The organism is Mesorhizobium sp. CA7 (assembly GCF_020165015.1).
Classification (GTDB): Bacteria; Pseudomonadota; Alphaproteobacteria; order Rhizobiales; family Rhizobiaceae; genus Mesorhizobium.
The window spans coordinates 32,401-55,841 of sequence record NZ_JAIUHH010000018.1 but is presented as its reverse complement, the minus strand read 5'-3'; the positions used below and the strand labels follow the sequence as shown (position 1 = coordinate 55,841).

At 62.8% G+C, this 23,441-nt stretch carries 21 protein-coding genes; 4 read left to right on the top strand and 17 right to left on the bottom strand.

Annotated elements, in window-relative coordinates; all coding sequences use genetic code 11:
* Window positions 1-2,001: a hypothetical protein gene (locus LB552_RS24500; protein ID WP_224610708.1), complete on the bottom strand. Its 2,001-nt coding sequence runs from the start codon at window positions 1,999-2,001 to the stop codon at window positions 1-3.
* On the bottom strand, window positions 1,998-3,515 hold the full coding sequence (locus LB552_RS24495) for an NAD(P)H-hydrate dehydratase (RefSeq protein WP_224610794.1): 1,518 nt from the start codon (window positions 3,513-3,515) through the stop codon (window positions 1,998-2,000). The genes LB552_RS24500 and LB552_RS24495 overlap by 4 nt, the downstream gene beginning before the upstream one ends.
* A gap of 346 nt (window positions 3,516-3,861) precedes the next feature.
* Between LB552_RS24495 and LB552_RS24490 the strand changes: the two genes are divergently transcribed.
* Entirely contained in the window at window positions 3,862-4,200 is a 339-nt protein-coding gene (locus LB552_RS24490; RefSeq protein ID WP_018428041.1) for a P-II family nitrogen regulator, read from the top strand.
* Window positions 4,201-4,250: 50 nt separating this feature from the next.
* Window positions 4,251-5,660 carry a type I glutamate--ammonia ligase gene (glnA, locus tag LB552_RS24485; protein ID WP_095765489.1) on the top strand — a complete coding sequence of 470 codons (1,410 nt, stop codon included), beginning with the start codon at window positions 4,251-4,253 and terminating at the stop codon, window positions 5,658-5,660.
* 369 nt (window positions 5,661-6,029) lie between these two features.
* Here glnA and LB552_RS24480 read toward each other — a convergent pair whose 3' ends face one another.
* On the bottom strand, window positions 6,030-7,067 hold the full coding sequence (locus LB552_RS24480) for a glutamine synthetase beta-grasp domain-containing protein (RefSeq protein WP_095765491.1): 1,038 nt from the start codon (window positions 7,065-7,067) through the stop codon (window positions 6,030-6,032).
* A 309-nt stretch (window positions 7,068-7,376) separates the two neighbouring features.
* Between LB552_RS24480 and LB552_RS24475 the strand changes: the two genes are divergently transcribed.
* Window positions 7,377-7,571 (top strand): DUF2735 domain-containing protein, encoded by a 195-nt coding sequence (locus LB552_RS24475; RefSeq protein WP_224610706.1) that lies wholly within the window; start codon window positions 7,377-7,379, stop codon window positions 7,569-7,571.
* 86 nt (window positions 7,572-7,657) lie between these two features.
* Here the strand turns inward: LB552_RS24475 and LB552_RS24470 are convergent, their stop codons facing one another.
* The 11 genes from LB552_RS24470 to LB552_RS24420 form a co-directional block, all read right to left on the bottom strand.
* Complete coding sequence (locus LB552_RS24470) at window positions 7,658-9,547, bottom strand: MFS transporter (protein WP_224610705.1); 1,890 nt, start codon at window positions 9,545-9,547, stop codon at window positions 7,658-7,660.
* 282 nt (window positions 9,548-9,829) lie between these two features.
* The gene (locus tag LB552_RS24465; protein ID WP_224610704.1) at window positions 9,830-10,294 is read right to left on the bottom strand and encodes a cupin domain-containing protein; all 465 of its coding nucleotides are present in this window, start codon (window positions 10,292-10,294) and stop codon (window positions 9,830-9,832) included.
* Window positions 10,295-10,407: 113 nt separating this feature from the next.
* Window positions 10,408-11,199, bottom strand: a complete 792-nt coding sequence (locus LB552_RS24460; protein ID WP_224610703.1) for an ATP12 family chaperone protein — start codon at window positions 11,197-11,199, stop codon at window positions 10,408-10,410.
* A 103-nt stretch (window positions 11,200-11,302) separates the two neighbouring features.
* Window positions 11,303-12,178, bottom strand: coding sequence for a DMT family transporter (locus tag LB552_RS24455; RefSeq protein ID WP_224610793.1), 876 nt, complete (start codon window positions 12,176-12,178; stop codon window positions 11,303-11,305).
* Window positions 12,179-12,221: 43 nt separating this feature from the next.
* Window positions 12,222-13,202, bottom strand: a complete 981-nt coding sequence (locus LB552_RS24450) for an RluA family pseudouridine synthase (protein ID WP_224610702.1) — start codon at window positions 13,200-13,202, stop codon at window positions 12,222-12,224.
* A gap of 101 nt (window positions 13,203-13,303) precedes the next feature.
* Entirely contained in the window at window positions 13,304-13,666 is a 363-nt protein-coding gene (locus tag LB552_RS24445) for a DUF779 domain-containing protein (protein WP_224610701.1), read from the bottom strand.
* A 64-nt stretch (window positions 13,667-13,730) separates the two neighbouring features.
* Window positions 13,731-15,248, bottom strand: coding sequence for an aldehyde dehydrogenase (gene adh, locus LB552_RS24440; RefSeq protein ID WP_224610700.1), 1,518 nt, complete (start codon window positions 15,246-15,248; stop codon window positions 13,731-13,733).
* A 136-nt stretch (window positions 15,249-15,384) separates the two neighbouring features.
* Window positions 15,385-16,395 carry a helix-turn-helix domain-containing protein gene (locus tag LB552_RS24435; RefSeq protein ID WP_224610699.1) on the bottom strand — a complete coding sequence of 337 codons (1,011 nt, stop codon included), beginning with the start codon at window positions 16,393-16,395 and terminating at the stop codon, window positions 15,385-15,387.
* 196 nt (window positions 16,396-16,591) lie between these two features.
* Window positions 16,592-17,419 (bottom strand): aspartyl/asparaginyl beta-hydroxylase domain-containing protein, encoded by an 828-nt coding sequence (locus LB552_RS24430; RefSeq protein ID WP_095765500.1) that lies wholly within the window; start codon window positions 17,417-17,419, stop codon window positions 16,592-16,594.
* 167 nt (window positions 17,420-17,586) lie between these two features.
* Window positions 17,587-18,897: a replication-associated recombination protein A gene (locus tag LB552_RS24425; protein WP_224610698.1), complete on the bottom strand. Its 1,311-nt coding sequence runs from the start codon at window positions 18,895-18,897 to the stop codon at window positions 17,587-17,589.
* Window positions 18,898-19,020: 123 nt separating this feature from the next.
* Window positions 19,021-20,508: a DegQ family serine endoprotease gene (locus tag LB552_RS24420; protein WP_224610696.1), complete on the bottom strand. Its 1,488-nt coding sequence runs from the start codon at window positions 20,506-20,508 to the stop codon at window positions 19,021-19,023.
* Between the two features lie 135 nt (window positions 20,509-20,643).
* Between LB552_RS24420 and LB552_RS24415 the strand changes: the two genes are divergently transcribed.
* Window positions 20,644-21,270 carry a hypothetical protein gene (locus tag LB552_RS24415; protein WP_224610694.1) on the top strand — a complete coding sequence of 209 codons (627 nt, stop codon included), beginning with the start codon at window positions 20,644-20,646 and terminating at the stop codon, window positions 21,268-21,270.
* A 63-nt stretch (window positions 21,271-21,333) separates the two neighbouring features.
* On the opposite strand, the gene rplQ is transcribed toward LB552_RS24415, so the two are convergent.
* From rplQ to rpsK, 3 genes are all read right to left on the bottom strand, one after another.
* On the bottom strand, window positions 21,334-21,765 hold the full coding sequence (gene rplQ / locus LB552_RS24410) for a 50S ribosomal protein L17 (protein WP_224610692.1): 432 nt from the start codon (window positions 21,763-21,765) through the stop codon (window positions 21,334-21,336).
* Between the two features lie 104 nt (window positions 21,766-21,869).
* On the bottom strand, window positions 21,870-22,880 hold the full coding sequence (locus LB552_RS24405; RefSeq protein WP_027170350.1) for a DNA-directed RNA polymerase subunit alpha: 1,011 nt from the start codon (window positions 22,878-22,880) through the stop codon (window positions 21,870-21,872).
* 97 nt (window positions 22,881-22,977) lie between these two features.
* Window positions 22,978-23,367 carry a 30S ribosomal protein S11 gene (gene rpsK / locus LB552_RS24400; RefSeq protein ID WP_006205444.1) on the bottom strand — a complete coding sequence of 130 codons (390 nt, stop codon included), beginning with the start codon at window positions 23,365-23,367 and terminating at the stop codon, window positions 22,978-22,980.
* Between the last annotated feature and the right edge of the window lie 74 nt (window positions 23,368-23,441).

Sequence of the window (23,441 nt, the reverse complement as noted above, 5' to 3'; positions counted from 1 at the left end):
CTATTCCTCGGCTGCCGTCCCGAAACCCGCGCCCATGCTCGCGCGCGCCGTGGTCGCCCAAGGCGTGGCGTGATTGTCGATGCGCATCTGGAAGATGAAATAGGTCGGCGAGCAGAAGCCGATGCCCTTGACCCTGGCGGCGCCCGGTGTGTCCGGCGGCAGCGACTGGCACATATAATCCTCGCGGCAGAAATGGTCAGCCGAGCAGGCTGGGCGGTTGCCGCGGTTGACCGAGCCGCCGAGACACTGGTCGAAATTGTTGGTGGCCACGCAGGTGTCGAACTTCTTGCCGCCGACCAAGCCGCAGATCTCGCTCGGCATCGGCTTGCCGGGCTTGAAAGCGGAGAAGGCGCCATCCTTGTCATCGCAAGCGCGATACGCGAAGCCTCCCGGAACGCCGATCTTCGGCGGCCGGCAGGTATAGGCAGTGCGCGAGATCGCCGGCGCGAAAGCAGCGAATTGGCCGGTGATCTTGTAGCGATCGTTGAACGGCTGGGCGCTGTTGCTCTCGATCGAGCCGGTCAGGCAAGGATGGCCGGAAAACATCGCAGGGCTCTCCTTGGGCAGCAGGCATTGCGCCAATTTGGTCCTCACGCCCGATGCGGTCGCGATCGGCGTGCAGACCGTGCCGGCGCCGCATTGCCAAGTGCCGCCAAAGCGGCTTGCGTCATCCGGCACCAGGCATGGCATTGCCATTTCGGCCGGCGCATAGGCGGGCTCGCCCGCATCCTTCCAGGCGGCGGGCGGCGCGAAGGAGAGCGGACGAAAACGATTGGGCTCCCTGGCTTCAGCCGTCGCCTTGAGCCACGCCTCGCGGCGCGCAATCTCGGCATGAAGATGCGGCGAGATGCCGACTTCGATACGGTTGAGCGGCGAGGTCGTGGCGTCGTCGAGACCGATGAAATGGAAGCCGGCGGTCGAGCCCGCCTGATGGCAACCCTGGCAGGCACCGTTGTCGAGCCGCTCGATCAAAGCGTCCGGCGTGCACGCCAAGGTAAACTTCGAATAGTCGAGCCCGGCGAACTCCTTTGGGTCGAACAGCGGCGTGAACGGATGATTGGCTTGCCTTGCACTGCCGAAGGTCGACCAGGAGACGACTTTTCGGGCGAGGAATTCGTCCGGGATTTCGTAGACGCCGAGATCGACCGCAGCGGCATTGGCGCGGACATAGTCGGCAAGCCGCGCTTTCAGATCGGCGTCCTCGGCAAGCCGGGCTGTGTCCGGCGTATTTTCCAGCGGTTTTTCGCCGGCCCTCGAACCATCGATGCTGAAGATGCGCATCAGGTAAGCGGCCTGCCCGCCGAACTCGGTTTCCTGGCCGGAAGGAAAGCGCACCACCTGCGCGTTGAGCTCGAGTTGCTTGAAGGACAGCGAGGCCTTTTCGAGCGGCCCGCCGGTCAGCCAGCCGGCATCGACCGTTTCGTCGAGCTGCGGCGTCCAGCGGCCGGCAGCGCCCACACAGCCGCCGTCGGCATCTTGAGCGACGCGGTATATGGCGCTGAAGTTGAACGGCAGGCGCGAGGCCAGTTGCTTGTCGTTCTTCCTGAAGCTGTAGGCCAGGCGATAGATGAACCGCACCTCGCCGCAGCTCGTCTCGTTGCCAAGCGTTGCGAAATCGCGTCGGTCGAGCCGGTTGACGACGCCGACAAGGCGGAAGCGCGCCGCATTCGTCTTCAGCCAGCGCATGTCGATGATGCGGCCGACATTGCCGTCGGTCACTTCGTAGAGAGAGCGGCCGCCGGCCTTCATCTCGGTGCGCAACGCGGCGACATCTCCGGCCACTGTGTCGACGATGGCGTGATAGGCTGGTGCCTCATCATAGAGGGATTCCAGATCGTCGCTGCCGTCGACGCCGAAGAGGTCGGCGAAGCCATATCCCCCGACATCTAGTGCGGCGAGCACGCGTGGGTCGTCGATGATGGCAACCGGATGATCGGTGGCGCGCGCCGGCTGGGCAATGAAAGCGGCCAGGACGGCAACAAGCAGCCCCAGCCGCTTCATAGGACAGCGCTCTGCGCCAGTTCGCGAAGAACCGGCACCATTGCCAGAGGCAGGTCTTCCGCAATCAAACCCGGCCCAAAGCGGCTGCCGGCTTCGGCATGAATCCACACCGCGGCGCAAGCCGCTTCGAAGGCCGGCATGCCTTGCGCCAGGAGCCCGGCAATGATGCCCGCCAGCACGTCGCCCGACCCGGCGGTGGCGAGCCATGGCGCGCCATTGCTGTTGATCGCGGCGCGGCCATCCGGCGAGGCGATCACGCTGTCGGCACCCTTGTAGACGATAACGGCGTTGGCGCGCCGCGCGGCTTCGCGCGCCTTGGCCAGCTTCGACAAGGCCTTGTTGCCGGCAATGTCGGCAAACAACCTGCCGAACTCACCCTCATGCGGCGTCATGATCAACGCCGGCGCGTCCGGTCTGGCGGCCGCCTCGAACAGCGTCGAAGCCGCATTGCGGAAAGAGGTGATGCCGTCGGCGTCGAGCACGAGGCCCTCAACGCCGCCGTCCTGCCGGTTTTTGGCGAGCACGGCGAGCGCGAAATCGCGCGCCTTGTCACCGATGCCGAAGCCGGGGCCGAGAACGAAGGCGGACGGCCGGCGATCGCCGATAAGATCATGCACGTCCTCGATCCCGTCGACCTTGCGCAGCATGATCGAGGTCAGATGCGCCGCGTTGATCTGCATGGCGTTGGCGGGCGAGAGCACGGTGACGGCCCCTGCCCCGCTTCTTGCGGCCGCAAGCGCCGACAGCCGCGCCGCGCCCGTCGCGGATGGTCCGCCCGAAAAGACGCTCGCATGACCGCGCTTGTATTTGTGCGTGTCGACGGCGGGCGCGGGAAAGCTTGCGATCCAGAGCCCGGGGCGGTTCTCAAAGGCCCGCGGCGCGACCTCGTCGATGATCTCGTCACGGATGCCGATGTCGGCCAACACGATCTCGCCGCATCGCTCGCGGCCAGGCAGCAGCAGATGCCCAGGCTTCTTTCGTGCGAAGGTCACCGTGAGCGCCGCGCCAAATGCCGAACCGAGGATTTCGCCGCTTTCGCCTGAAACGCCCGAAGGCAGGTCGATCGCGACAACGGGCAGGTTCATGCCCGTCGCGGTATCGACCGCGCCTTTGGCGTCGCCGGCGAGCGGCTTCGACAGGCCCGCACCATAGATGGCGTCGACAACCAGCGATCCAGCTTCCGCGGTGAAGGCTGAAAGCGGGTGCCGCTCCAGAGCGCAATCAGCCGCCGCGAGCGCGGCGTCGCTGCCTGCCTTCGGTTCGCCCGACGCCCACAGGGCCACATCGACGCCGGCCTCGGCCAGCAGCCGCGCCACGACGTAGCCGTCGCCGCCATTGTTGCCCGGGCCGCACAGCACGTGCACCTTCTTCGAGCCAGGATAGCGCGCCAGCACGACGGCCGCGACCGCCTCGCCCGCGCGTAGCATCAAGCGATAGCCGTCGAGCGGTCCGGCCGCGATTGTCAGCCTGTCGGCCTCGGCCATTTCGGCCGGCGATAGAAGTTCATTGCGCATGGGATTGCCGATCTCCATGCGATCAAGCATTGTCCAGTTTTCGGTTCGAAGCAAACCAGTGATCGCGCATTGTCTTGCAAATGCGGTCGCATCCGGGAGGGGTTCAGCCTGCAAATTGCGCTGTCTGCCCATTTTTTGCGCAGACGCGAGGAGGAGCGATGTATACGGTTTGGGCGTCCATGACGCATCCGATGCAGCCGATGACGCGAATTTGCATCCGGACGCGGCATGGGCGCGAAAACGCCCCTCACCGTCTGCTCTCCTCAGGATTGGCACGCTTCGTGCTTGATGAAGGCGCAAGCGGGGCACACAACCCGTCTTCTTGGCAGTGGAGGCCACTTTTTACATGAAAAAGATCGAAGCGATCATCAAGCCATTCAAGCTGGACGAAGTGAAGGAAGCGCTTCAGGAGGCCGGACTGCAAGGCATCACCGTCACCGAAGCAAAGGGTTTCGGCCGTCAGAAGGGCCATACCGAGCTCTATCGCGGCGCCGAATATGTCGTCGATTTCCTCCCCAAGGTGAAGATCGAGGTGGTGCTTGGCGACGAGGCTGTCGAAGGCGCAATCGAGGCCATCCGCAAGGCGGCGCAGACCGGCCGCATCGGCGATGGAAAAATCTTCGTCTCCAACATAGAGGAAGTCGTGCGCATCCGCACGGGCGAGACCGGCATCGACGCCATCTGACCAAAACCTACAATCCATTTCCGGACGTCATCACACAGGGAAGAAATGACATGACGACAGCCAAAGACATCATGAAGCAGATCAAGGACAACGACGTGAAATTCGTCGACCTGCGCTTCACCGATCCGCGGGGCAAGCTGCAACATGTGACGATGGATGTCGTCGAAGTGGAGGAAGACATGTTCGCCGACGGCGTCATGTTCGACGGCTCCTCGATCGCCGGCTGGAAGGCGATCAACGAGTCCGACATGGTGCTGATGCCGGACACGGATACCGTCCATATGGATCCGTTCTTCGCCCAGTCGACCATGGTCATCCTGTGCGACATCCTCGATCCGATTTCGGGCGAGGCTTACAACCGCGATCCGCGCGGCACCGCCAAGAAGGCCGAGGCCTACATGAAGGCGGAAGGCATCGGCGACACCATCTATGTCGGTCCCGAGGCCGAGTTCTTTGTGTTCGACGACGTCAAGTACAAGGCCGATCCCTACAACACCGGCTTCCGTCTCGACTCGACCGAACTGCCCTCCAACGACGACACCGACTACGAGACCGGCAATCTCGGCCACCGTCCGCGCATCAAGGGTGGCTATTTCCCGGTGCCGCCGATCGATTCCTGCCAGGACATGCGTTCCGAGATGCTGACCGTGCTCGCCGAAATGGGCGTGCGCGTCGAAAAGCACCACCATGAGGTCGCCGCCGCGCAGCACGAGCTCGGCATCAAGTTCGACACGCTGGTGCGCAACGCCGACAAGATGCTGATCTACAAGTATGTCGTGCACCAGGTCGCCAACGCCTACGGCAAGACAGCCACCTTCATGCCGAAGCCGGTGTTCGGCGACAACGGCTCGGGCATGCACGTCCACCAGTCGATCTGGAAGGGCGGCAAGCCGACCTTCGCCGGCAACGAATATGCCGGCCTGTCGGAGAGCTGCCTCTATTACATCGGCGGCATCATCAAGCACGCCAAGGCGATCAACGCCTTCACCAACCCGCTGACCAACTCCTACAAGCGTCTGGTGCCGGGCTATGAGGCGCCGGTGCTGCTCGCCTATTCGGCGCGCAACCGCTCGGCGTCCTGCCGCATTCCGTTCGGCAACTCGCCGAAGTCGAAGCGCGTCGAGGTCCGCTTCCCCGATCCGGGCGCGAACCCCTATCTCGGTTTCGCCGCCATGCTGATGGCCGGCCTCGATGGCATCAAGAACAAGATCCACCCCGGACAGCCGATGGACAAGGATCTCTACGACCTGCCGCCGAAGGAGCTGAAGAAGATCCCGACCGTCTGCGGCTCGCTGCGCGAAGCCCTGCAGAACCTCGACAAGGACCGCGGCTTCCTGAAAGCCGGCGGCGTCTTCGACGACGATCAGATCGACAGCTATATCGAGCTCAAGATGGCCGAGGTCATGCGCTTCGAAATGACCCCGCACCCGGTCGAGTACGACATGTACTATTCGGTCTAAGCTTCTGATCGGATAGAAAAATTCTGCCCTTGGAAGGTGCTCCCTTCCAAGGGCTTTTCATTTCTGAAGACGCGTTTTCGCGCTGGCGCGGCGCGTGCCGGTCGGGCTCGCGCACCGGCACCGCCGGCTGCTCGCATTTCTCCGGCGATATCTTCCTCGCCCTGGTCAACAGCGACGGGAACCGCACGCCCTGCCCCACGCCAAGATGTGGCGGCGCTCAAATTGCGTGCGTGATTGCCGCCTGACGGTGGCGGCAGACTGGCCTGTATTGCCGGCTCATCCCATGCAAAAAGCGCCAGCGGGTTTCCGCTGGGGCTTTTCTAGCGTGCTCATCGCGCCAGGGGCCTGCGCCCCTGGCAAGCGAGGAGATCAGGCGGCGGCCGAAACCGCGGCGGTCGAAACCTGCGAGATCGTCTTCAGCACCTGCGAGGCGATCTGGTAGGGGTCGCCCTGCGAGTTCGGGCGACGGTCTTCCAGGTAGCCCTTGTAGTCGTTCTTGACGAAAGAGTGCGGCACGCGGATCGAAGCGCCGCGGTCGGCGACGCCGTAGGAGAACTTGTTCCACGGCGCGGTTTCGTGCTTGCCGGTCAGGCGCTTGTCGTTGTCCGGGCCGTAGACCGCGATATGATCCATCAGGTTCTTGTCGAACTGCGCCATCAGCGCCTCGAAATAGGCCTTGCCGCCGACTTCACGCATGTACTTGGTCGAGAAGTTGCAGTGCATGCCCGAGCCGTTCCAGTCGGTGTCGCCGAGCGGCTTGCAGTGGAACTCGATGTCGATGCCGTATTTTTCGGTCAGACGCAGCAGCAGGTAGCGCGCCATCCAGATCTGGTCGGCGGCCTTCTTGGAGCCCTTGCCGAAAATCTGGAATTCCCACTGGCCCTTGGCCACTTCGGCGTTGATGCCTTCATGGTTGATGCCGGCGGCGAGGCAAAGGTCGAGATGCTCCTCGACGATCTGGCGGGCGACATCGCCGACGTTCTTGTAGCCGACGCCGGTGTAATACGGACCCTGCGGGGCCGGGTAGCCGCTCTCGGGGAAGCCGAGCGGACGGCCGTCCTTGTAGAAGAAATATTCCTGCTCGAAGCCGAACCAGGCATCCTCGTCGTCGAGGATGGTCGCGCGGCTGTTCGATTCATGCGGGGTCACACCATCGGGCATCATGACCTCGCACATGACCAGAATGCCGTTGGTGCGGGCCGGATCCGGATAAAGCGCGACCGGCTTCAGCACGCAATCGGAGCTGCGCCCCTCAGCCTGGTTCGTGGAGGAACCATCGAAGCCCCATAGCGGCAGCTGCTCGAGCGTCGGGAACTCGGCGAATTCCTTGATCTGGGTCTTGCCGCGCAAATTGGGGACCGGTGTGTAGCCGTCCAGCCAGATATACTCGAGCTTGTATTTGGTCATTCTAGAGCCTCTCGTTGCTTGATCACCGCCAAATGGTGGCGACGCTCGGCCGGCTCGAGCCGGCCTGCCGACGGTCAAAAAGCAATTCGTATGCCACTCGGCCGCCGCGGGGTGCGGCAAAATGGTCATGGCAACGCGTTGATTTTGTTGAACCGTCTCAGCAATGCGACTGGATCGTTCAGGCCCCGTTTTTGCTTACAAAATAGGCATTTGCTGATCTTTTTGTAAGCATATTGCCTAAAGGAGTCGCAGGGCATATTTTGATGGGAAGATGAATCGGTACGCTCCTGAAAGGCGAGGAGATCGGCAATGCAAATCACGCCATCGCGGCCGTCGGCAAAAGTCCTGCTGTTCCCGCTCGCAGCACGCAAGTCTGCCTCAAATTTAGGCGCCAAGGCCAAATTCGCGGCAGAACTTGCAGCGCTTCGCGGCGAGCACGCCGACTTCGACGGCTGGTACCACGAAGCGGCGATCGAGGAAGAGAACCAGCAGCGCAAGAGCTGAGCTGTCCGCTTTCTTCCAATTGGGCATGAAAAAGGCCCGGCGTGATCGCTCACGCCGGGCCTTCTGTTTGAACGGGATGACCGAGGTCATTCCTTGGCGTGGAGGTCTGTGCCGAGCGTATCCCTGACGAAGATCATGCCGATGATAAGCGACATTGCCGCGATGATGACCGGGTACCAGAGACCGTAGTAGATATCGCCCTTGTAAGCGCTGAGCGCGAACACCGTTGCCGGCAGCAGACCGCCGAACCAGCCATTGCCAATGTGGTAGGGCAGCGACATGCCGGTGTAGCGAATGCGGGTCGGGAACATCTCGACCAGGATGGCCGCGATCGGCCCATAGACCATGGTCACGAACAGCACCAGGATGAACAAGATGCCGATGGTCATCGGCCAGTTGATGGCTGCCGGATCGGCAGTCATGGCGAACGGACCGCCGCCCGGGATGTTGTAGACGGTGACTTCGGGCGCACCCGCCGCCTCCTCCTTGGTCAGCAGCTTGTCGGCGATCGCCTTGTCGGCCGGAACCGTCGCCTTTTCGCCGCCGCGGATGGCCGCGGCATCGAGCTTGAGTTCGGGATTGGCCCCGATGAAGGCGTCGAGCTTCTGGTCCGGAACCTTGGCCGCGGCCCGCTTCAGCGGATAGCCGCCGTCCCGCAGCGCCATGTTCACCGCTTTCTGGAAGGCCGCCTCCTTGGCCTTGGCCTGATCGCCAGCGGCAACGGCATCATAGGATGCCACCGTCTCATTGCCGATCTTGACCGTGGCAGCCGTGCCAGGCGCCGCCGTCGCAACGACGTCGTAAGGCACTGAGTTCTTGGTCAGGAACGACGTCGCGATATCACAGGAAGTCGTGAACTTCGCCGTGCCGACAGGGTTGAACTGAAACTTGCAGTCGCCGGGCGCCGCCGTCACCGTCGCGCGGGTGTTCTGCTGCGCGGTGGCCAGAGCCGGATTGGCGGCCCAGGTAAGCGCCTTGAACAGCGGGAAGGTGCAGACGATGCCGAGCGCAAGGCCCGCCATGATGATGGGCTTGCGGCCGATCTTGTCCGACAGCCAGCCGAACACGACGAAGAAGATCGAGCCGACGGCCAGCGCGATAGCGATCATGACGTTGACCGACCATGCGTCGACCTTCAGCACGTTCTGCAGGAAGAACAGGGCGTAGAACTGCCCGTTGTACCAGATCACGGCCTGGCCGGCGGTAAGGCCGAGCAGCGCCAGAAGGGCGATCTTGGCGTTCTTCCACTGACCGAAAGCTTCCGTTAACGGCGCCTTCGAGCCCTTGCCTTCCTCCTTCATGCGCTGGAAGGTCGGCGACTCCGAAAGCGACAGCCGGATCCAGATCGAGATGGCGAGCAGCAGGAACGAGACGATGAAGGGGATGCGCCAACCCCAACTGGCGTAGGTCTCCTTGCTGAGCGAGCCCTGGACGATCAGGATGACGATCAGCGACAGGAACAGGCCGAGCGTCGCCGTGGTCTGGATCCAGGACGTGTAGTAGCCGCGTCGGTCGTCCGGCGCGTGTTCGGCGACGTAGGTCGCGGCACCGCCATATTCGCCGCCAAGCGCAAGGCCCTGCAGCATGCGCAGCCCGATCAGGATCACGGGTGCCGCAATGCCCCAGCTGGCATAGCCGGGCAGCAGGCCGACCAGAAAGGTGGACAGGCCCATGATCGTCATGGTGACGAGGAAGGTGTATTTGCGGCCGACGAGATCGCCGATGCGGCCGAACACCAGCGCGCCGAACGGACGCACGAGGAAGCCGGCGGCAAAGGCCAGCAGCGCGAAGATGTTGCGCGTCGCTTCCGGGATCGCCGGGCTGAAAAAGGTCGAGCCGATGAAGGCGGCCAGCGAGCCGTAGAGATAGAAATCATACCACTCGAAAACGGTACCGAGCGAGGAGGCGAAGATGACCTTCTTCTCCTCCCGCGTCATGCCGCGGCTGGTTCCGCCGGCGGTCGAGGCCATTGCCATTGATGTATCCTCCCGTGAGATCCCGTCTGTCCTCGATGACTGCGCGCCATCGTCCGCGCTCCTGTGAACGCGGACTCGAAAACGCAGCCAACGAAGGAAAAAATGACAGAAAGAGCGGGCGAAAGGCACCGCGACGATGGGATTATGACTTTGGTATTAGGTGCACTGCGAAAGCTGAGTACAGCACTTGGAGCGGATCATTTCCGGCACTGGGCAGCAAATATCGCCGATCGAATGCGTCTTCTTGGAAAGGAAGCGTTTCTCAAGATGCATGGCCAAGCGTCAGCGATTGAGCGCCAACGTCTCGTCATTGATTATTCCAAGGCGGGCTTCAATCAATGCGATCTCGTCGGGCGTGTCGGCGCCAGAGGCCTCTATCTCCATGAAGAGTTGCTCGAAGCCACCCGGCGTCACTATTGCGAACATCTGCCCGGGCTCGTCGCCAATGTTTCGCCAACTGTGACGCACGTGAGGAGGCAAAACAACGACGGCGCCTGGAGGGGCATCGAATTCCTCGTCACCACATTGGAAACGATAGATCCCGCGTATCACCCGAAAAACCTCGGTCTCTCGGGTGTGAGTGTGAGAGGCCGGGCCTTTCCCGGGTGGGGTGAAAGTTTCCCACATCCCGAATGCGCCGTTCGTCTCGGCGGCAGTGGCATGGATTACAACTTTTGCGCCATGGGGCGCTTTAGCCAGGCGCTCCCTGCCCGGCATTGAGGTTACCGCATTCCGAAAGTCTGACATTGCCGCCCCCCGATTGCGCGGCGAATAATAGCATAGGATCGGTTGCCGGATAGCTGTCAGTGGCCAAGCGGTATTCTGAACGGAACCCGTTGTGCGGCGTTCCTGAAGTTACTTTAGCCCCGCAGCGCCTCGAGCAGGCTGACCGCCGCCATCATGTCGCGCTTGCGCGCCAAGCGGCGCGCCAAGGCCTCCGCATCCTGGCCCCAATGCTCGATCTGCCAATCCTCGTCGACATGGCCGGCCGCCCAGGCTTCCTCGCCGTCGAGCTCGCCGAAATCGACGGCCAGCGCCAGCAGCGCCGAGCCGGTCAGCGCGGTCATGACATGGATGGCGGCCAGCCGCATCGGCTCCGAGCGCTGGCCAAGATGCGCGCCGAGGACGGCGATGGTTTCGCGGGGCTGCTCGACATGGACGACGCCTTCGGCAAGGTTGAAGCGTGCGCCGAGATGGCCGCGCGCCCAGTCCAGCACCGGGTCCCAATGCTTGTTCTGGCGATCGACCAGGCCTTGCGGGCCGTCGGCGCGGTAGCAAAGAAGATCGGACGAGGCGAAGCGCAGGATATCCTCCAGCACCGCCTGCGGATCGGAGGCGACGCCGTCGATGGCGGTGTTCACTAGCCGCATGACCGGCATCGTCACGGGATCGATGACTTCGCCTTGCGCGCTGAATTCAGCGGCCACAAGTGCTGCAGCCTTTTCGGTCGGCAGCACCATCACAGCCTTGCCAGGCGTGCGCACCGGCCGTCCGTCGAGATTGATTGCAAAGCCATTCTCGACGGGAGCCACCGAAACAGCCTGGTAGAAACGCTTCGGCAGCGGCGTCTTCATCTGGATCTGTGCGCGACGCACAGGATCGGGATCCGAAAGCAGCTTGCCGGCTTCGAGGTCTTCGAGGATGTCGCGCATGCCGAACTCCTTAAAGCAATTCCAGGAAAAGTGTGAAGCGGTTTTGCGTCCGCAATCGCGTCAACATAAAGAGATAGGGCAGCTTGCCGTTCCGCGAGCTGATCTATGGTGTGGGTTGTCTGCGCGCCGGGCGATTGACGATGATCAGCCCGGTGGCAATCAGGCCGAGCGCCAGGAAAATCCTGGTCGTCGGCAGCTCGCCCAACAGCACCGCGCCGCACAGGACGCCGAACACCGGCGACAGAAAGGCGAAGCTCGACAAGCCGGCTGCCGGATAGCGCGTGAGCAGCCAGAACCACAACACATAGGTGAAGGCGACGATATAGATAGACTGGAACAGCAGCGCCAGTGTCGGCAGGACAGCAAGCGCGCGGATGGGTGGGCCGGCGAAAGGCATCACCAGCAGGCCGACGACGGCGGCGCCGGCCAGCTGATAGAGCAGCAGTTTCTCCGCGCGCGTGTCGACCAGCCTCGATCGTTTGATGACGATGCTGGTCGCCGCCCAGAGAATGCCCGAGCCGAGACTGAGCAGATCACCGGTCAGTGTCGCGCCGCTGCCGGCAGTGATGCCGTCGGAGAAGACCGCCGCCAGACCGCAGAAGGCGAGAACAAGGCCACCGAGCTTGCGCGCATTGATACGCTCGCCAAGCAGGAAATGTCCGCCGATCAGCACCCAGAACGGCATGGTGTTGACCAGGAGCGTGTTGCGGGCAACGGTCGTGTATTCGAGGCCGATATAGAGACACAGGAACTCGACGCCGAAGAGCACGCCGACGACGATACCGGCGGCCAGCGTCCGATCCGCTTCGAAGAGCTTGATGCCGCGCAGCCGGCACCAGACGAACACGCAGGCTCCCCCGATGAGCGAACGTGCGATCGAGACGAAGACAGGGTCGTAGCCGGAGTATGACACCTTGGCGGCGACATAGTTCAGGCCCCAGGAAAAGGTCAGCCCGACCATGATGGCCGCCGCGGCCATGTCGACTGCATCGCGGCGATCCAATGCGGGGGCGACAGCCAAGTCAGTCTTCCGCGCTCTGGTCGTCGAAGCCGATCAGGTTCCAGCTCTGGCGCATATGCGGCGGCATCGGCGCCGTGACGTCGATGACGCCGTGGTCCGGATGCGGGATGATGATGCGGCGCGCATGCAGGTGCAGGCGGTTTTGAATGCCGCCCGGGAAATCCCAGTTGGTATCGGCCTCGAAATATTTGGGATCGCCGATGATCGGGCAACCTATGTAGGCGGCGTGAACGCGAAGCTGGTGCGTGCGGCCGGTATAGGGCTCCATCTCCAGCCAGGTCATCGTCTGCGCCGCCTGCTCAATGACACGGTAGTGGGAGACGGCGTGGTCGGCGCCCTTCTCGCCATGCGCGGCTACGCGCACGCGGTCGCCATCTTCCGTGGGCTCCTTGATGAGCCAGGTCGAGATCTTGTCCTCGCGCTTGGGCGGCACGCCCTTGACAAGCGCCCAGTAGGTTTTCTTGGTCTCGCGCGCGCGGAACGCTTCCGAAAGCTTCATCGCCGCAAGACGGGTGCGGGCAACCACCAGCACGCCGGACGTGTCGCGGTCGAGGCGATGGACGAGGCGCGGCTTCTCGCCCTTCTTGTTGCGCCAGGCCTCCAGCATGTCGTCGACATTGCGGGTGACGCCTGAGCCGCCCTGCACGGCGAGCCCCGCCGGCTTGTTGAAGACGAAGACTTTCGGGTCCTCATGCAGAAGCATCTTGGCGAGCACGTCGGCATCGCCCTGGTTGCGGATCGAGTGGCCGGTGAGCGGCGCATCGCCCTTCTTATCGACATCGAGCGGCGGAACGCGGACAGACTGGCCGGGCTCCACACGCGTGTCGGCCTTCACCCGGCCGCCATCGACGCGGATTTGCCCCGACCGAAGCAACTTCTGCAGATGGCCGAAGCCGAGGCCCGGATAATGGACCTTGAACCAGCGGTCGAGCCGCATGCCCGCCTCGCCGGCCTCAACCGTGATCTGTTCAACACCCGCCATGACTTTGCTTTTCCATTCGAAAGCGGCGCCATAGCACTAAGGCGGACAGGTTGCGAGCCAAAGGCCCAACAAAGCGCGATAATTACCCCAACGTCGTCTGATCAACTGCCCGAAGGCGTAAGCACCGCGCAGACCGTCGAGCGCGTCAGGAAGCGCTTCTCGCGACCATTGTCGAGCGAGAACATGCCGCCCCTGCCCTTCACCACGTCGATGATGAGGTCGGTGTGCTTCCACGCCTCATATTGAGAGGCGCTGATATAGACCGGCGTATCGCCGATTTCGCGCAATTTCACGTCATTGTCGCCGATCATGAACTCGCCACGCGGGTAGCACATCGGCGAGGAGCCGTCGCAGCAGCCGCCGGATTGATGGAACAGAATCGGGCCGTGATCGGCGATGATCTCGGCAAGCAGCGCCTCGGCCTCCGGCGTGGCCGACACCTTGCCCAATGAAGGCTTATCCATCAAATCCTCCTCGACTGACGGGAGGACGCGGGTGGGCCGCGCCCTCCTCTTCGCCCTGGGAGGATCAGAAGAAGCCGAGCTTCTTCGGGCTGTAGCTGACCAGCATGTTCTTGGTCTGCTGATAGTGGTCGAGCATCATCTTGTGCGTCTCGCGGCCGATGCCGGACTGCTTGTAGCCGCCGAAGGCGGCATGCGCCGGATAGGCGTGATAGCAGTTGGTCCAGACACGCCCGGCCTGGATGGCGCGGCCGAAGCGGTAGCAGCGGTTCGCGTCGCGGCTCCATATGCCGGCGCCGAGGCCGTAGAGAGTGTCGTTGGCGATCGACAGCGCCTCGTCATCGTCCTTGAAGGTCGTCACGGACACGACGGGTCCAAAGATCTCCTCCTGGAAGATGCGCATCTTGTTGTTGCCCTTGAACACGGTCGGCTTGATGTAGTAGCCGCCGGCGAGATCGCCCGGCAGATGGTTCTGCTCTCCACCGGTCAGAACTTCGGCGCCTTCCTGGCGGCCGATGTCGAAGTAGGACAGGATCTTTTCCAGCTGCTCGCTCGAGGCCTGCGCGCCGATCATGGTGGCGGGATCGAGCGGATCGCCCTGGACGATCGCCTCGACACGCTTCAGCGCGCGCTCGATGAACTTGTCGTAGATCTTCTCATGCACCAGCGCGCGGCTGGGGCACGTGCAGACCTCGCCCTGGTTGAGCGCGAACATGACGAAGCCCTCGATCGCCTTGTCGAAGAAATCGTCGTCTTCCGCCGTCACATCCTGGAAGAAGATGTTGGGCGACTTGCCGCCAAGCTCGAGCGTCACCGGAATGAGGTTGTGGCTGGCATATTGCGAGATCAGGCGGCCCGTGGTCGTCTCGCCGGTGAAAGCGATCTTGGCGATGCGGTTCGACGAGGCGAGCGGCTTGCCGGCCTCAAGGCCGAAGCCGTTGACGATGTTGAGCACGCCTTCTGGCAAGAGGTCACCGATGAGGTCGGCCCACAGCATGATCGTGGCGGGTGTCTGCTCGGCGGGCTTCAGCACCACGCAATTGCCGGCGGCGAGCGCCGGCGCCAGCTTCCACACCGCCATCAGCAACGGGAAGTTCCACGGAATGATCTGACCGACAACACCGAGCGGCTCATGGAAATGGTAGGCGACGGTGTCGTGGTCGATTTCGGAGATCGAGCCTTCCTGGCTGCGCAGCACGCCGGCGAAATAGCGGAAATGGTCGATGGCCAGAGGCAGGTCGGCGGCGGTCGTCTCGCGGATCGGCTTGCCATTGTCCCAGGTCTCGGCGAGCGCCAGCAGGTCGAGATTGTCTTCCATGCGATCGGCGATGCGGTTGAGGATCAGCGCGCGAGCCGCGGGGCTGGTCTTGCCCCAGGCGTCCTTGGCCTTGTGGGCGGCATCAAGCGCGGCCTCGATGTCATTTGCGTCCGACCGGGCAATTTCGCAGAGCGGCCGGCCGGTGACCGGCGAGATGTTGTCGAAATATCTGCCGGAGAGCGGCGCCGCCCATTTGCCGCCGATAAAGTTGTCGTAGCGCTTGGCGAAAGGAACCTTGGCCGTACGCGAGAATTCCACCTTGTTCATCACTGCCTCCCAATGAGCACGCCGCGGGATGCGGCGCTATGGGAGGAAGGGTTGCGGATCGGCACTGGCTTGTCAGCCCGGGGCTGGATGATCGTGGCGCCCGACTGTCGCAGAACTGCGACAGTCCGGTCTGCAATCAATGCGGGCGGCGAATGTCGAAGCGGGCGAGCTTGCGATGCAGGGTGGCGCGGGAGATGCCGAGGTTCTGCGCGGCGGCCGAGACGTTGCCGCCGGCGCGCGCCAGCGCCCGCTGAACCACACCGCGCTCGGCATCGTCCAAATCCTCAGCGGTCTTTGCGCAGTCGCCGAGAATATCGGTGGCAAGCAGTCCTCTCGCCAGCGCTTCCCGCGTTATGCCGAGACCAAGACGGGCAGAGCGCGTCGCGCCGATCACAAGATCATCCGAATCGACCGCTATCAGCGCACCGGCGCTGCGCTCGGTGACGGGTGCGAGCAAGATGCGGGCACCCGAAAACACCATGCTGAAATTTTCCGCTTCGATCCGGCGCGCGGCGTCGCCGACGGCGACCGCGATGAGCTGGACAAAGCCCTCGGTCAGGTCCGACCGGCAGGACGAGACATCGAGCGCCGCCGCCAGATTGCCTTCATGGTCATAGACCGGAGCCGTGGTGCAGCTCAGCAGCGTGTTGCGGGAGAAGAAATGCTGATCGCGGTGGATGGTCAGAGCGCGCTGGTCGGCGATGCAGGTGCCGATGCCGTTGGTGCCTTCGCTGTCCTCGCTCCAGACGGTGCCGGTCCACAGGCCCCATTCATCGAATGTCTCGTCGTCCGCGACAGCGCCCCGTCGCTCCACCGGGATGCCGTCGCGATCCGCCAGCATGACGCAGCAGCCGACGCCGCCCACGGCGAGATAGAGCCGATTGAGGCTGGGTTCGGCCGCGCGGATCAACCGCTCCATGCGCTGTCTCGTGAGCCTGAGCTCGCCTTCGGTCAGTCGCCGCGGCGCCGTGCGTGCTGCGGGGTCCAGGCCGTGCAATTGGAGGGACCGCCGCCACGAAGCGACGACCGCCGAATGGGCTGCATCGCTCTTGGCGACCGAGGCCTGGACCTGGTCCGCGTGCACGGCTGGTTGCCGTCCAATCAACCTAATCCTCCCGGTGAGCGGAACCTCCTGCCGCTCCGTCATCATGCTCGCTGGAATATTTCCAGTTGCGGGTCAGCTTTCGATAGAACGCCGGCCGGAACGCGTATTTGATCTTGCGCAATTCCCGACGAAAAATCGCTACGCGTGTCCTGGAGCCGCGCTGGAGTCCTAAAGGTCGCGGTTCGTCCGCGCCATTGGACGTTGGTTTAAGGCCGATTGAGGCGAGGTTCGGCCGTGGTCAGTTGGCGGCCGCCTTCGGCTTGGACGAGCCGATCATCTTCCAGTTCTTGTAGAAGACAGAATTGATACGCTCCACGCTGACGGAGACGATGGCGAGAAGGCCCGCGATCAGCCTGGGAAACGGAGACGGCCGGATGATATCGACGAAGACGCAGTAGCGGCGGCCGTCATATTCGTTGACCGAGCGGTGGAACAACGTGTCGTCGAAGATGAACAGCGGATTGTCGTACCAGTAGTTCTTCTTGCTGCCGCACTGGACGAAGATCTCGGCCTTGACCGGTATCAGATTGTAGAGGATGCGCAGGCTGAGCCTGAGCGGACCGAAATGCCAGGACGTCGATTCGCGCTTGCTGAAAACGGATACCGCGATCGTCTTGATGTATTTGTAATCCTTGTTGAATTCGGGGACGTTGTCGATCTTGTGCTTGCCGTACCACTGGTAGACATACATGCCGCGGCGGCCGGCGCCGAAATTGGCATCGATATCGGCGATGATCTCGTCCTTGCGCGCCTTGAAAACGCCCAGCACCTCGTTGATCTCGCGCTGATAGTCCTCGGGGAACTGCTCGGGCTTCCAGACGCCGGGGTTGCGGTAGCTGAGAAGGTCGACGATCAGGTTGAACGGCGACAACAGCCAGGTGAACAGGCCGTTGCCGAGGAAGTAGCGCTCGAACAGGTTCTGGTTCTTCTGGTCGTTGCGCATGACATCGATCAGGCCGCAGACGACCCAGATGGTGGTCAGGATCGGGATGAAATAGAAGGCGAGCGCGAGAACCACGACGGCGATGGCGGCCTTGCGGAGCGTCTTGACGGTTTGCTTTGTCATTGTCATTCGCGCGGGAGCGCGATCCTGTTCCATGGGACAACATCACGGCGACCCCCGCCAGCCGTGCGTCTTGATAGGATTTTTTGTTTCCCGGCACAATGCCACAGCAGGTGTGGTCCACCACAACGCGGCTTCGCTCGACGCGCGCCGACCGCGGGCCGCGGAACTCAGCTGTTCCGTTCGCCGCGCAGCTTTGCCCAGTATTCCAGCCGCTTGCGGATATCGCGCTCGAAACCGCGTTCCGGCGGATCGTAGAAAGTGCGCCGGCCCATCTTCTCCGGAAAATAGTCCTGTCCCGAAAACGCCTCCGGCTCATCATGGTCGTAGCGATAGCCGGCGCCGTAATCCTCCTGCTTCATCAGCTTGGTCGGCCCGTTTAGGATATGCTTGGGCGGCAGCAGCGAGCCGAACTCCTTGGCTGCCGCGGTCGCGGCCTTGAAGGCAGTGTAGACGGCGTTCGATTTCGGCGCCGTGGCGAGATAAACGGCGGCCTGGGCAAAGGCGAGCTCGCCCTCTGGCGAGCCTAGATAGTCATAGGCGTCCTTGGCCGCATTGGCTACGACAAGCGCCTGTGGGTCGGCGAGCCCGATATCCTCCACCGCCATGCGCACGAGCCGGCGGCCGAGATAGAGCGGATCCTCGCCGGCATCGAACATGCGGGCGAGGTAATAAAGCGCGGCATCCGGATCGGAGCCGCGCACCGATTTGTGTAGCGCCGAGATCAGATTATAATGGCCGTCCTGGCCCTTGTCGTAGATGGGCGCACGGCGCTGGATGACGCGCTGCAGGCCTTCTGGCCCGAACACCTCGCCTTTCTTGGCGGCGCGCCAGACTTCCTCAGCCAGCGTCAGCGAGGCGCGGCCGTCGCCATCCGCCATGCGGATCAGCATGGCGCGCGCTTCTTCGTCGAGCGGCAGCGCCCTGCCCTCTGTTTCTTCCGCTCGCGCCAGCAGCTTGGCGATGCTGTCCTCGCCTAGCGAACGGAACACCAGCACACGCGCGCGCGACAGAAGCGCTGCATTGAGCTCGAAGGATGGGTTCTCGGTGGTGGCGCCGACCAGCACCACGGTGCCGTCTTCCATCACCGGCAAAAACCCGTCCTGCTGGGCGCGGTTGAAGCGATGGATCTCGTCGACGAAGAGCAGCGTCTGGCGGCCGTTGGAGCGCCTCAGCTTCGCCGCCTCGAAGACTTTCTTGAGGTCCGCGACGCCGGAAAACACGGCAGAGATCTGCTCGAAGGCAAGGTTGGTCTCGCCGGCGAGCAGCCGCGCCACTGTCGTCTTGCCGGTGCCGGGGGGACCCCAGAAGATCATCGAGCCGAGTGAGCCCGAATCGATCAGCCTGGTCAGCGCGCCGTCAGGTCCGGTCAGATGCTCTTGCCCGACGACCTCGCCGAGGTTTTTTGGGCGCAACCGATCGGCCAGCGGCCGCCCGGGCGGCGCCTTTTCCGGCTCATCGGAACTGAACAGATCTGCCATGCAAGTCTTTTGTTTGAACGCGGTTCCGCTCGTTTTAGAGCACGATCTTGTCCGAATGCCGGTCCCCGCTTTTTGCTACGCGGGCCTCCAGTTCGGGATCATGCTCTAAATGGGCAGATCGCCTCAATAACGCAACACCTGGCGCAGTATCTGCCCGCCGCGCTCGACGGTAAAGCGCCACCAGCGCGTGTCCTGCTGGGCAACCTGCGCCAGCATCGCCGCGGTCTCGATGGTGGTGCCGTTCACCTCGCGCACGATATCGCCCGGCTGGAAACCGAAATCGGCGGCCGGCGAATCGCGGCTGATATCGATGACGGTGACGCCCTTGAGGTCAGTGCGAAGGCCAAGCCGCTGGGCAAGCCTGGGCGACAGTTCCGCCACCTTGGCGCCGGAAAAGGGACTGCGGCCACGCAAAGTGACCTCGCTGGGCTTGGCGCCTTCCGGCGCGCGCTCCAGCGGAATCTCCAACGTCGCCTGCTGCCCCTTGCTCAACACGGCGAAGGTCGCCTTGGTGCCGATCGACAGCGTCGCCATGCGGTAGTCGAGCGCCTCGATGCTTTCGACCGGCGTATTGTTGAGCGACAGGATGACGTCGCCAGGCTTCAGGCCGGCCTTGCCGGCAGGCCCGGCGGCGTCCACGGACGACACCAATGCGCCGGTGGGTTTCTCCATGCCGAGCGACTCTGCGATCTGCGGCGTCACCAGTTCGAATTCCGCTCCGATATAGGGACGCTCGAAGAAGTCGAGCCCGGCCTTGGCGGCGTCGGCGAAGGCGCGCACCATGTTCGAAGGAATGGCGAAGCCGATGCCGATCGAACCGCCGCTGCGGCTGTAGATGGCCGTGTTGATGCCGACCAGCTGGCCGCCCATGTTGATCAGGGCGCCGCCGGAGTTGCCGGGATTGATGGCGGCATCGGTCTGGATGAAATAGCCCGAATCCGAAACACCGATATGGCTGCGGGCGAGTGCCGAGACAATGCCGCTGGTGGTGGTCTGGCCGACACCGAACGGATTGCCGATGGCGAGCACAAGGTCGCCGACCTCAAGCGCGTCGGAATCGCCGATGGCAATCACCGGAAACGGCTTGTCGGCCGAGATCTTGAGCACCGCGAGATCGAGCGTCTCGTCCTTGAGCATGACCTTTGAGGTGAACTCGCGCCCGTCGGCGGTCGCGACCTTCACCTCGTCAGCATCCTTGATGACGTGGAAGTTGGTGACGATCACGCCGCTCGGATCGACCAGCACGCCGGAGCCCAGCGAGGACTGGGCGCGCGGCTGGGCACGGCCGAAGAACTCCTCGAAGAAGGGATCGCCTTCGAAGGGCGACGTCACCTTTGCGGTCTGCGAAGCATAGACATTGACGACGGCCGGCGCCGTCTGCTTGACCAGCGGCGCGAAGGAGAGCTGCACCTCCTCGCGGCCGAACGGCACGCGCTTGTCGGGGCCGGACGTGCCGTTCTCGCCTTCGACGCCATGCAACAGATCGGTCAGCACGTCGGAGAGGCCCGGATCGGCCGGCTTGGCGGCGTCCTCGGCAAAAGCCTGTCTTGCGGCCGGTGCCGCGGCGAAGACCGCCAGCGCGGCAACAAGAAACAGTCGTTTGAGGTGCATTCTCGAATCCCTCCAGATAGGGCGCCATTGTCTCGACGAATGTGCAGAATGAAAGGCTAATGCGATGAAATCGAATTATTTTCAGCCAGTAACCGGCTATAGCTGCATCTGCAATCGGGCATTGTGATCCGTCTGATGAAAAAACAGCTCGCTTCCTTCCGCGATTTCTTGGCAACCGGAATCCTGGGGCCGCTCTCCCCTGAGATGAAGATGATCGATGTTGCGAAGGTGCTTGGCACGCCCGACGATTGGAACGTCGATGATGGTGATGACGTTCCACTCTATCGGTCCTTCGGCAAAGTGGAGATTTCGTTCGACATCGCCGCTCCCTACCGGATGAACTGGTTTCAGGTCGAGTGCGCGGCCCAACTCAAGGGCAAATTCGAGCGTGTGACGGAACGGCTAAAGCTGTCCTTGGACAAATTCAATGGAAAGACAAAACCCTCGGAATTTCTCACGGCCGGCCTCTGGGACCTCAAGCGCACGATTGTCTACTACGCCGCGTTGAGCGATGATATCCTGCTGAACATTTGCGCAGGCGGCATTCAGATACACTTTCAGGTCGACACATCATTCATAGATGATGGTGACGCAGTCAGGCATCTGGAGGAAGCAAAGCTGGGTCAGCTTTTGCGAGATATCGATCCTCGGACCAAGGTCGACAGCATCTATTCATATCCGCAACCTGCCACCGAGGACGTGCCAGGGGTCTTCAATTGGTGCTGGCTGACGGGCCATGACTATTTGCATATTCTCGGATAGCGCCTCGCACAGGAACGAAAAAGGGGCCCGCAGGCCCCCTTGAAGTCATTGATGCGCTTGACCTCAGGCGGCCGCGACTTCCTCGTTGGCGCCCTCAGCCTCTATGCGGGCGCGGTCGGCGGCGCCCTTGGCCGAGGTATCGCGATCGACGAATTCGATCACCGCCATCGCGGCGTTGTCGCCCTTGCGGAAGCCCGCCTTCATGATGCGCAGATAGCCGCCATTGCGGGTGGCGTAGCGCGGGGCGATGGTCTCGAACAGTCGCTTGACGACGCCTTCATTGCCGATCTGCGCGATCACCTGGCGGCGGGCGTGCAGGTCGCCGCGCTTGCCGAGCGTCACGAGCTTCTCGACGATCGGACGCAGGTCCTTCGCCTTCGGCAAGGTGGTGACGATCTGCTCGTGCTCGATCAGCGACACGGCGAGATTGGCGAACATCGACTTGCGGTGGCTGATGCTGCGGGCGAAACGACGGCCTTTGAAACCGTGGCGCATGGCTCTTTTCCTTCTTCAGTTGTTCAAGAGGCCACGGCCTCTGATGGTTTTCCGCATGACCGTCGGATCGAGCGGCTCTCGCCGCCGATCCTTGGAATTCATGCTCAATATTGGTCTTCGTAACGCTTGGCGAGGTCTTCGATGTTTTCCGGCGGCCAGTCCGGCACTTCCATGCCGAGATGGAGGCCCATGGCCGCCAGCACTTCCTTGATCTCGTTCAGCGACTTGCGGCCGAAGTTCGGGGTGCGCAGCATCTCGGCTTCGGTCTTCTGGATCAGGTCACCGATGTAGACGATGTTGTCGTTCTTCAGGCAGTTGGCCGAACGCACCGAAAGCTCGAGCTCGTCGACCTTCTTGAGCAGCGCCGGGTTGAAGGCGAGCTCGGTGACGGCCTCGGTGGCGACTTCCTTCTGCGGCTCGTCGAAGTTGACGAACAGGCCAAGCTGGTCCTGCAGGATGCGGGCGGCGAAAGCGACCGCGTCCTCTCCCGAAATCGAGCCGTTGGTCTCGATCGTCATGGTCAGCTTGTCATAGTCGAGAACCTGGCCCTCGCGGGTATTCTCGACCTTGTAGGAGACCTTCTTGACCGGCGAATAGAGGCTGTCGACCGGGATCAGCCCGATCGGCGCGTCCTCGGCGCGGTTGCGCTCGGCCGGCACATAGCCCTTGCCGGTGTCCACGGTGAACTCCATGCGGATCTCGGCGCCCTCGTCCAGCGTGCAGATCACGTGGTCGGGGTTGAGGATTTCGACGTCGCCGACCGTCTGGATGTCGCCGGCGAGCACGGCGCCCGGGCCCTGCTTGCGCACGACCATGCGCTTGGGGCCATCGCCTTCCATGCGGATGGCGATTTCCTTGATGTTGAGCACGATGTCGGTCACGTCCTCGCGCACGCCGGCGATGGACGAGAATTCATGCAGCACGCCGTCGATCTGCACGGCGGTCACAGCCGCGCCGCGCAGCGAAGACAGAAGCACGCGCCGCAGCGCGTTGCCCAGCGTCAGGCCAAAGCCGCGTTCGAGCGGCTCGGCCACCAGCGTGGTCAGCGTCTTCTTCTTCGACGAGAACTCGATCTTGTTCGGCTTGATCAGTTCCTGCCAGTTTTTCTGGATCATAAAAGTCTTCCTTCCTTTGCCCCGCCACCATCCAATCGTGGCGGGCGACACGGAAAACCGCGGAGGAACGCCTTGGCGTTCGCGCGGCGTTTAAAAATCAGACGCGGCGCTTCTTGCGCGGGCGGCAGCCATTGTGCGGGATCGGCGTCACGTCACGGATCGAGGTGATGGTGAAGCCCGCCGCCTGCAGCGCGCGCAGCGCCGATTCACGACCGGAGCCGGGTCCGCAGACCTCGACCTCGAGCATGCGCATGCCGTGTTCCTGCGCCTTCTTGGCGACGTCCTCGGCAGCCATCTGCGCTGCGAACGGGGTCGACTTGCGCGAACCCTTGAAACCCTGGGCACCGGCCGACGACCAGGCGATCGAATTGCCCTGCGCGTCGGTGATGGTGATCATGGTGTTGTTGAAGGTCGAATTGACGTGGGCAACGCCCGACGAAATGTTCTTGCGTTCGCGACGGCGAACACGAGCGGCTTCCTTGGCCATGGTATTCCTTTCAGTTGATCTCTACACCGCCGTAATGCCAGCGGCTCCACCTTGGAAAAGCGAGTAGTGAGTAG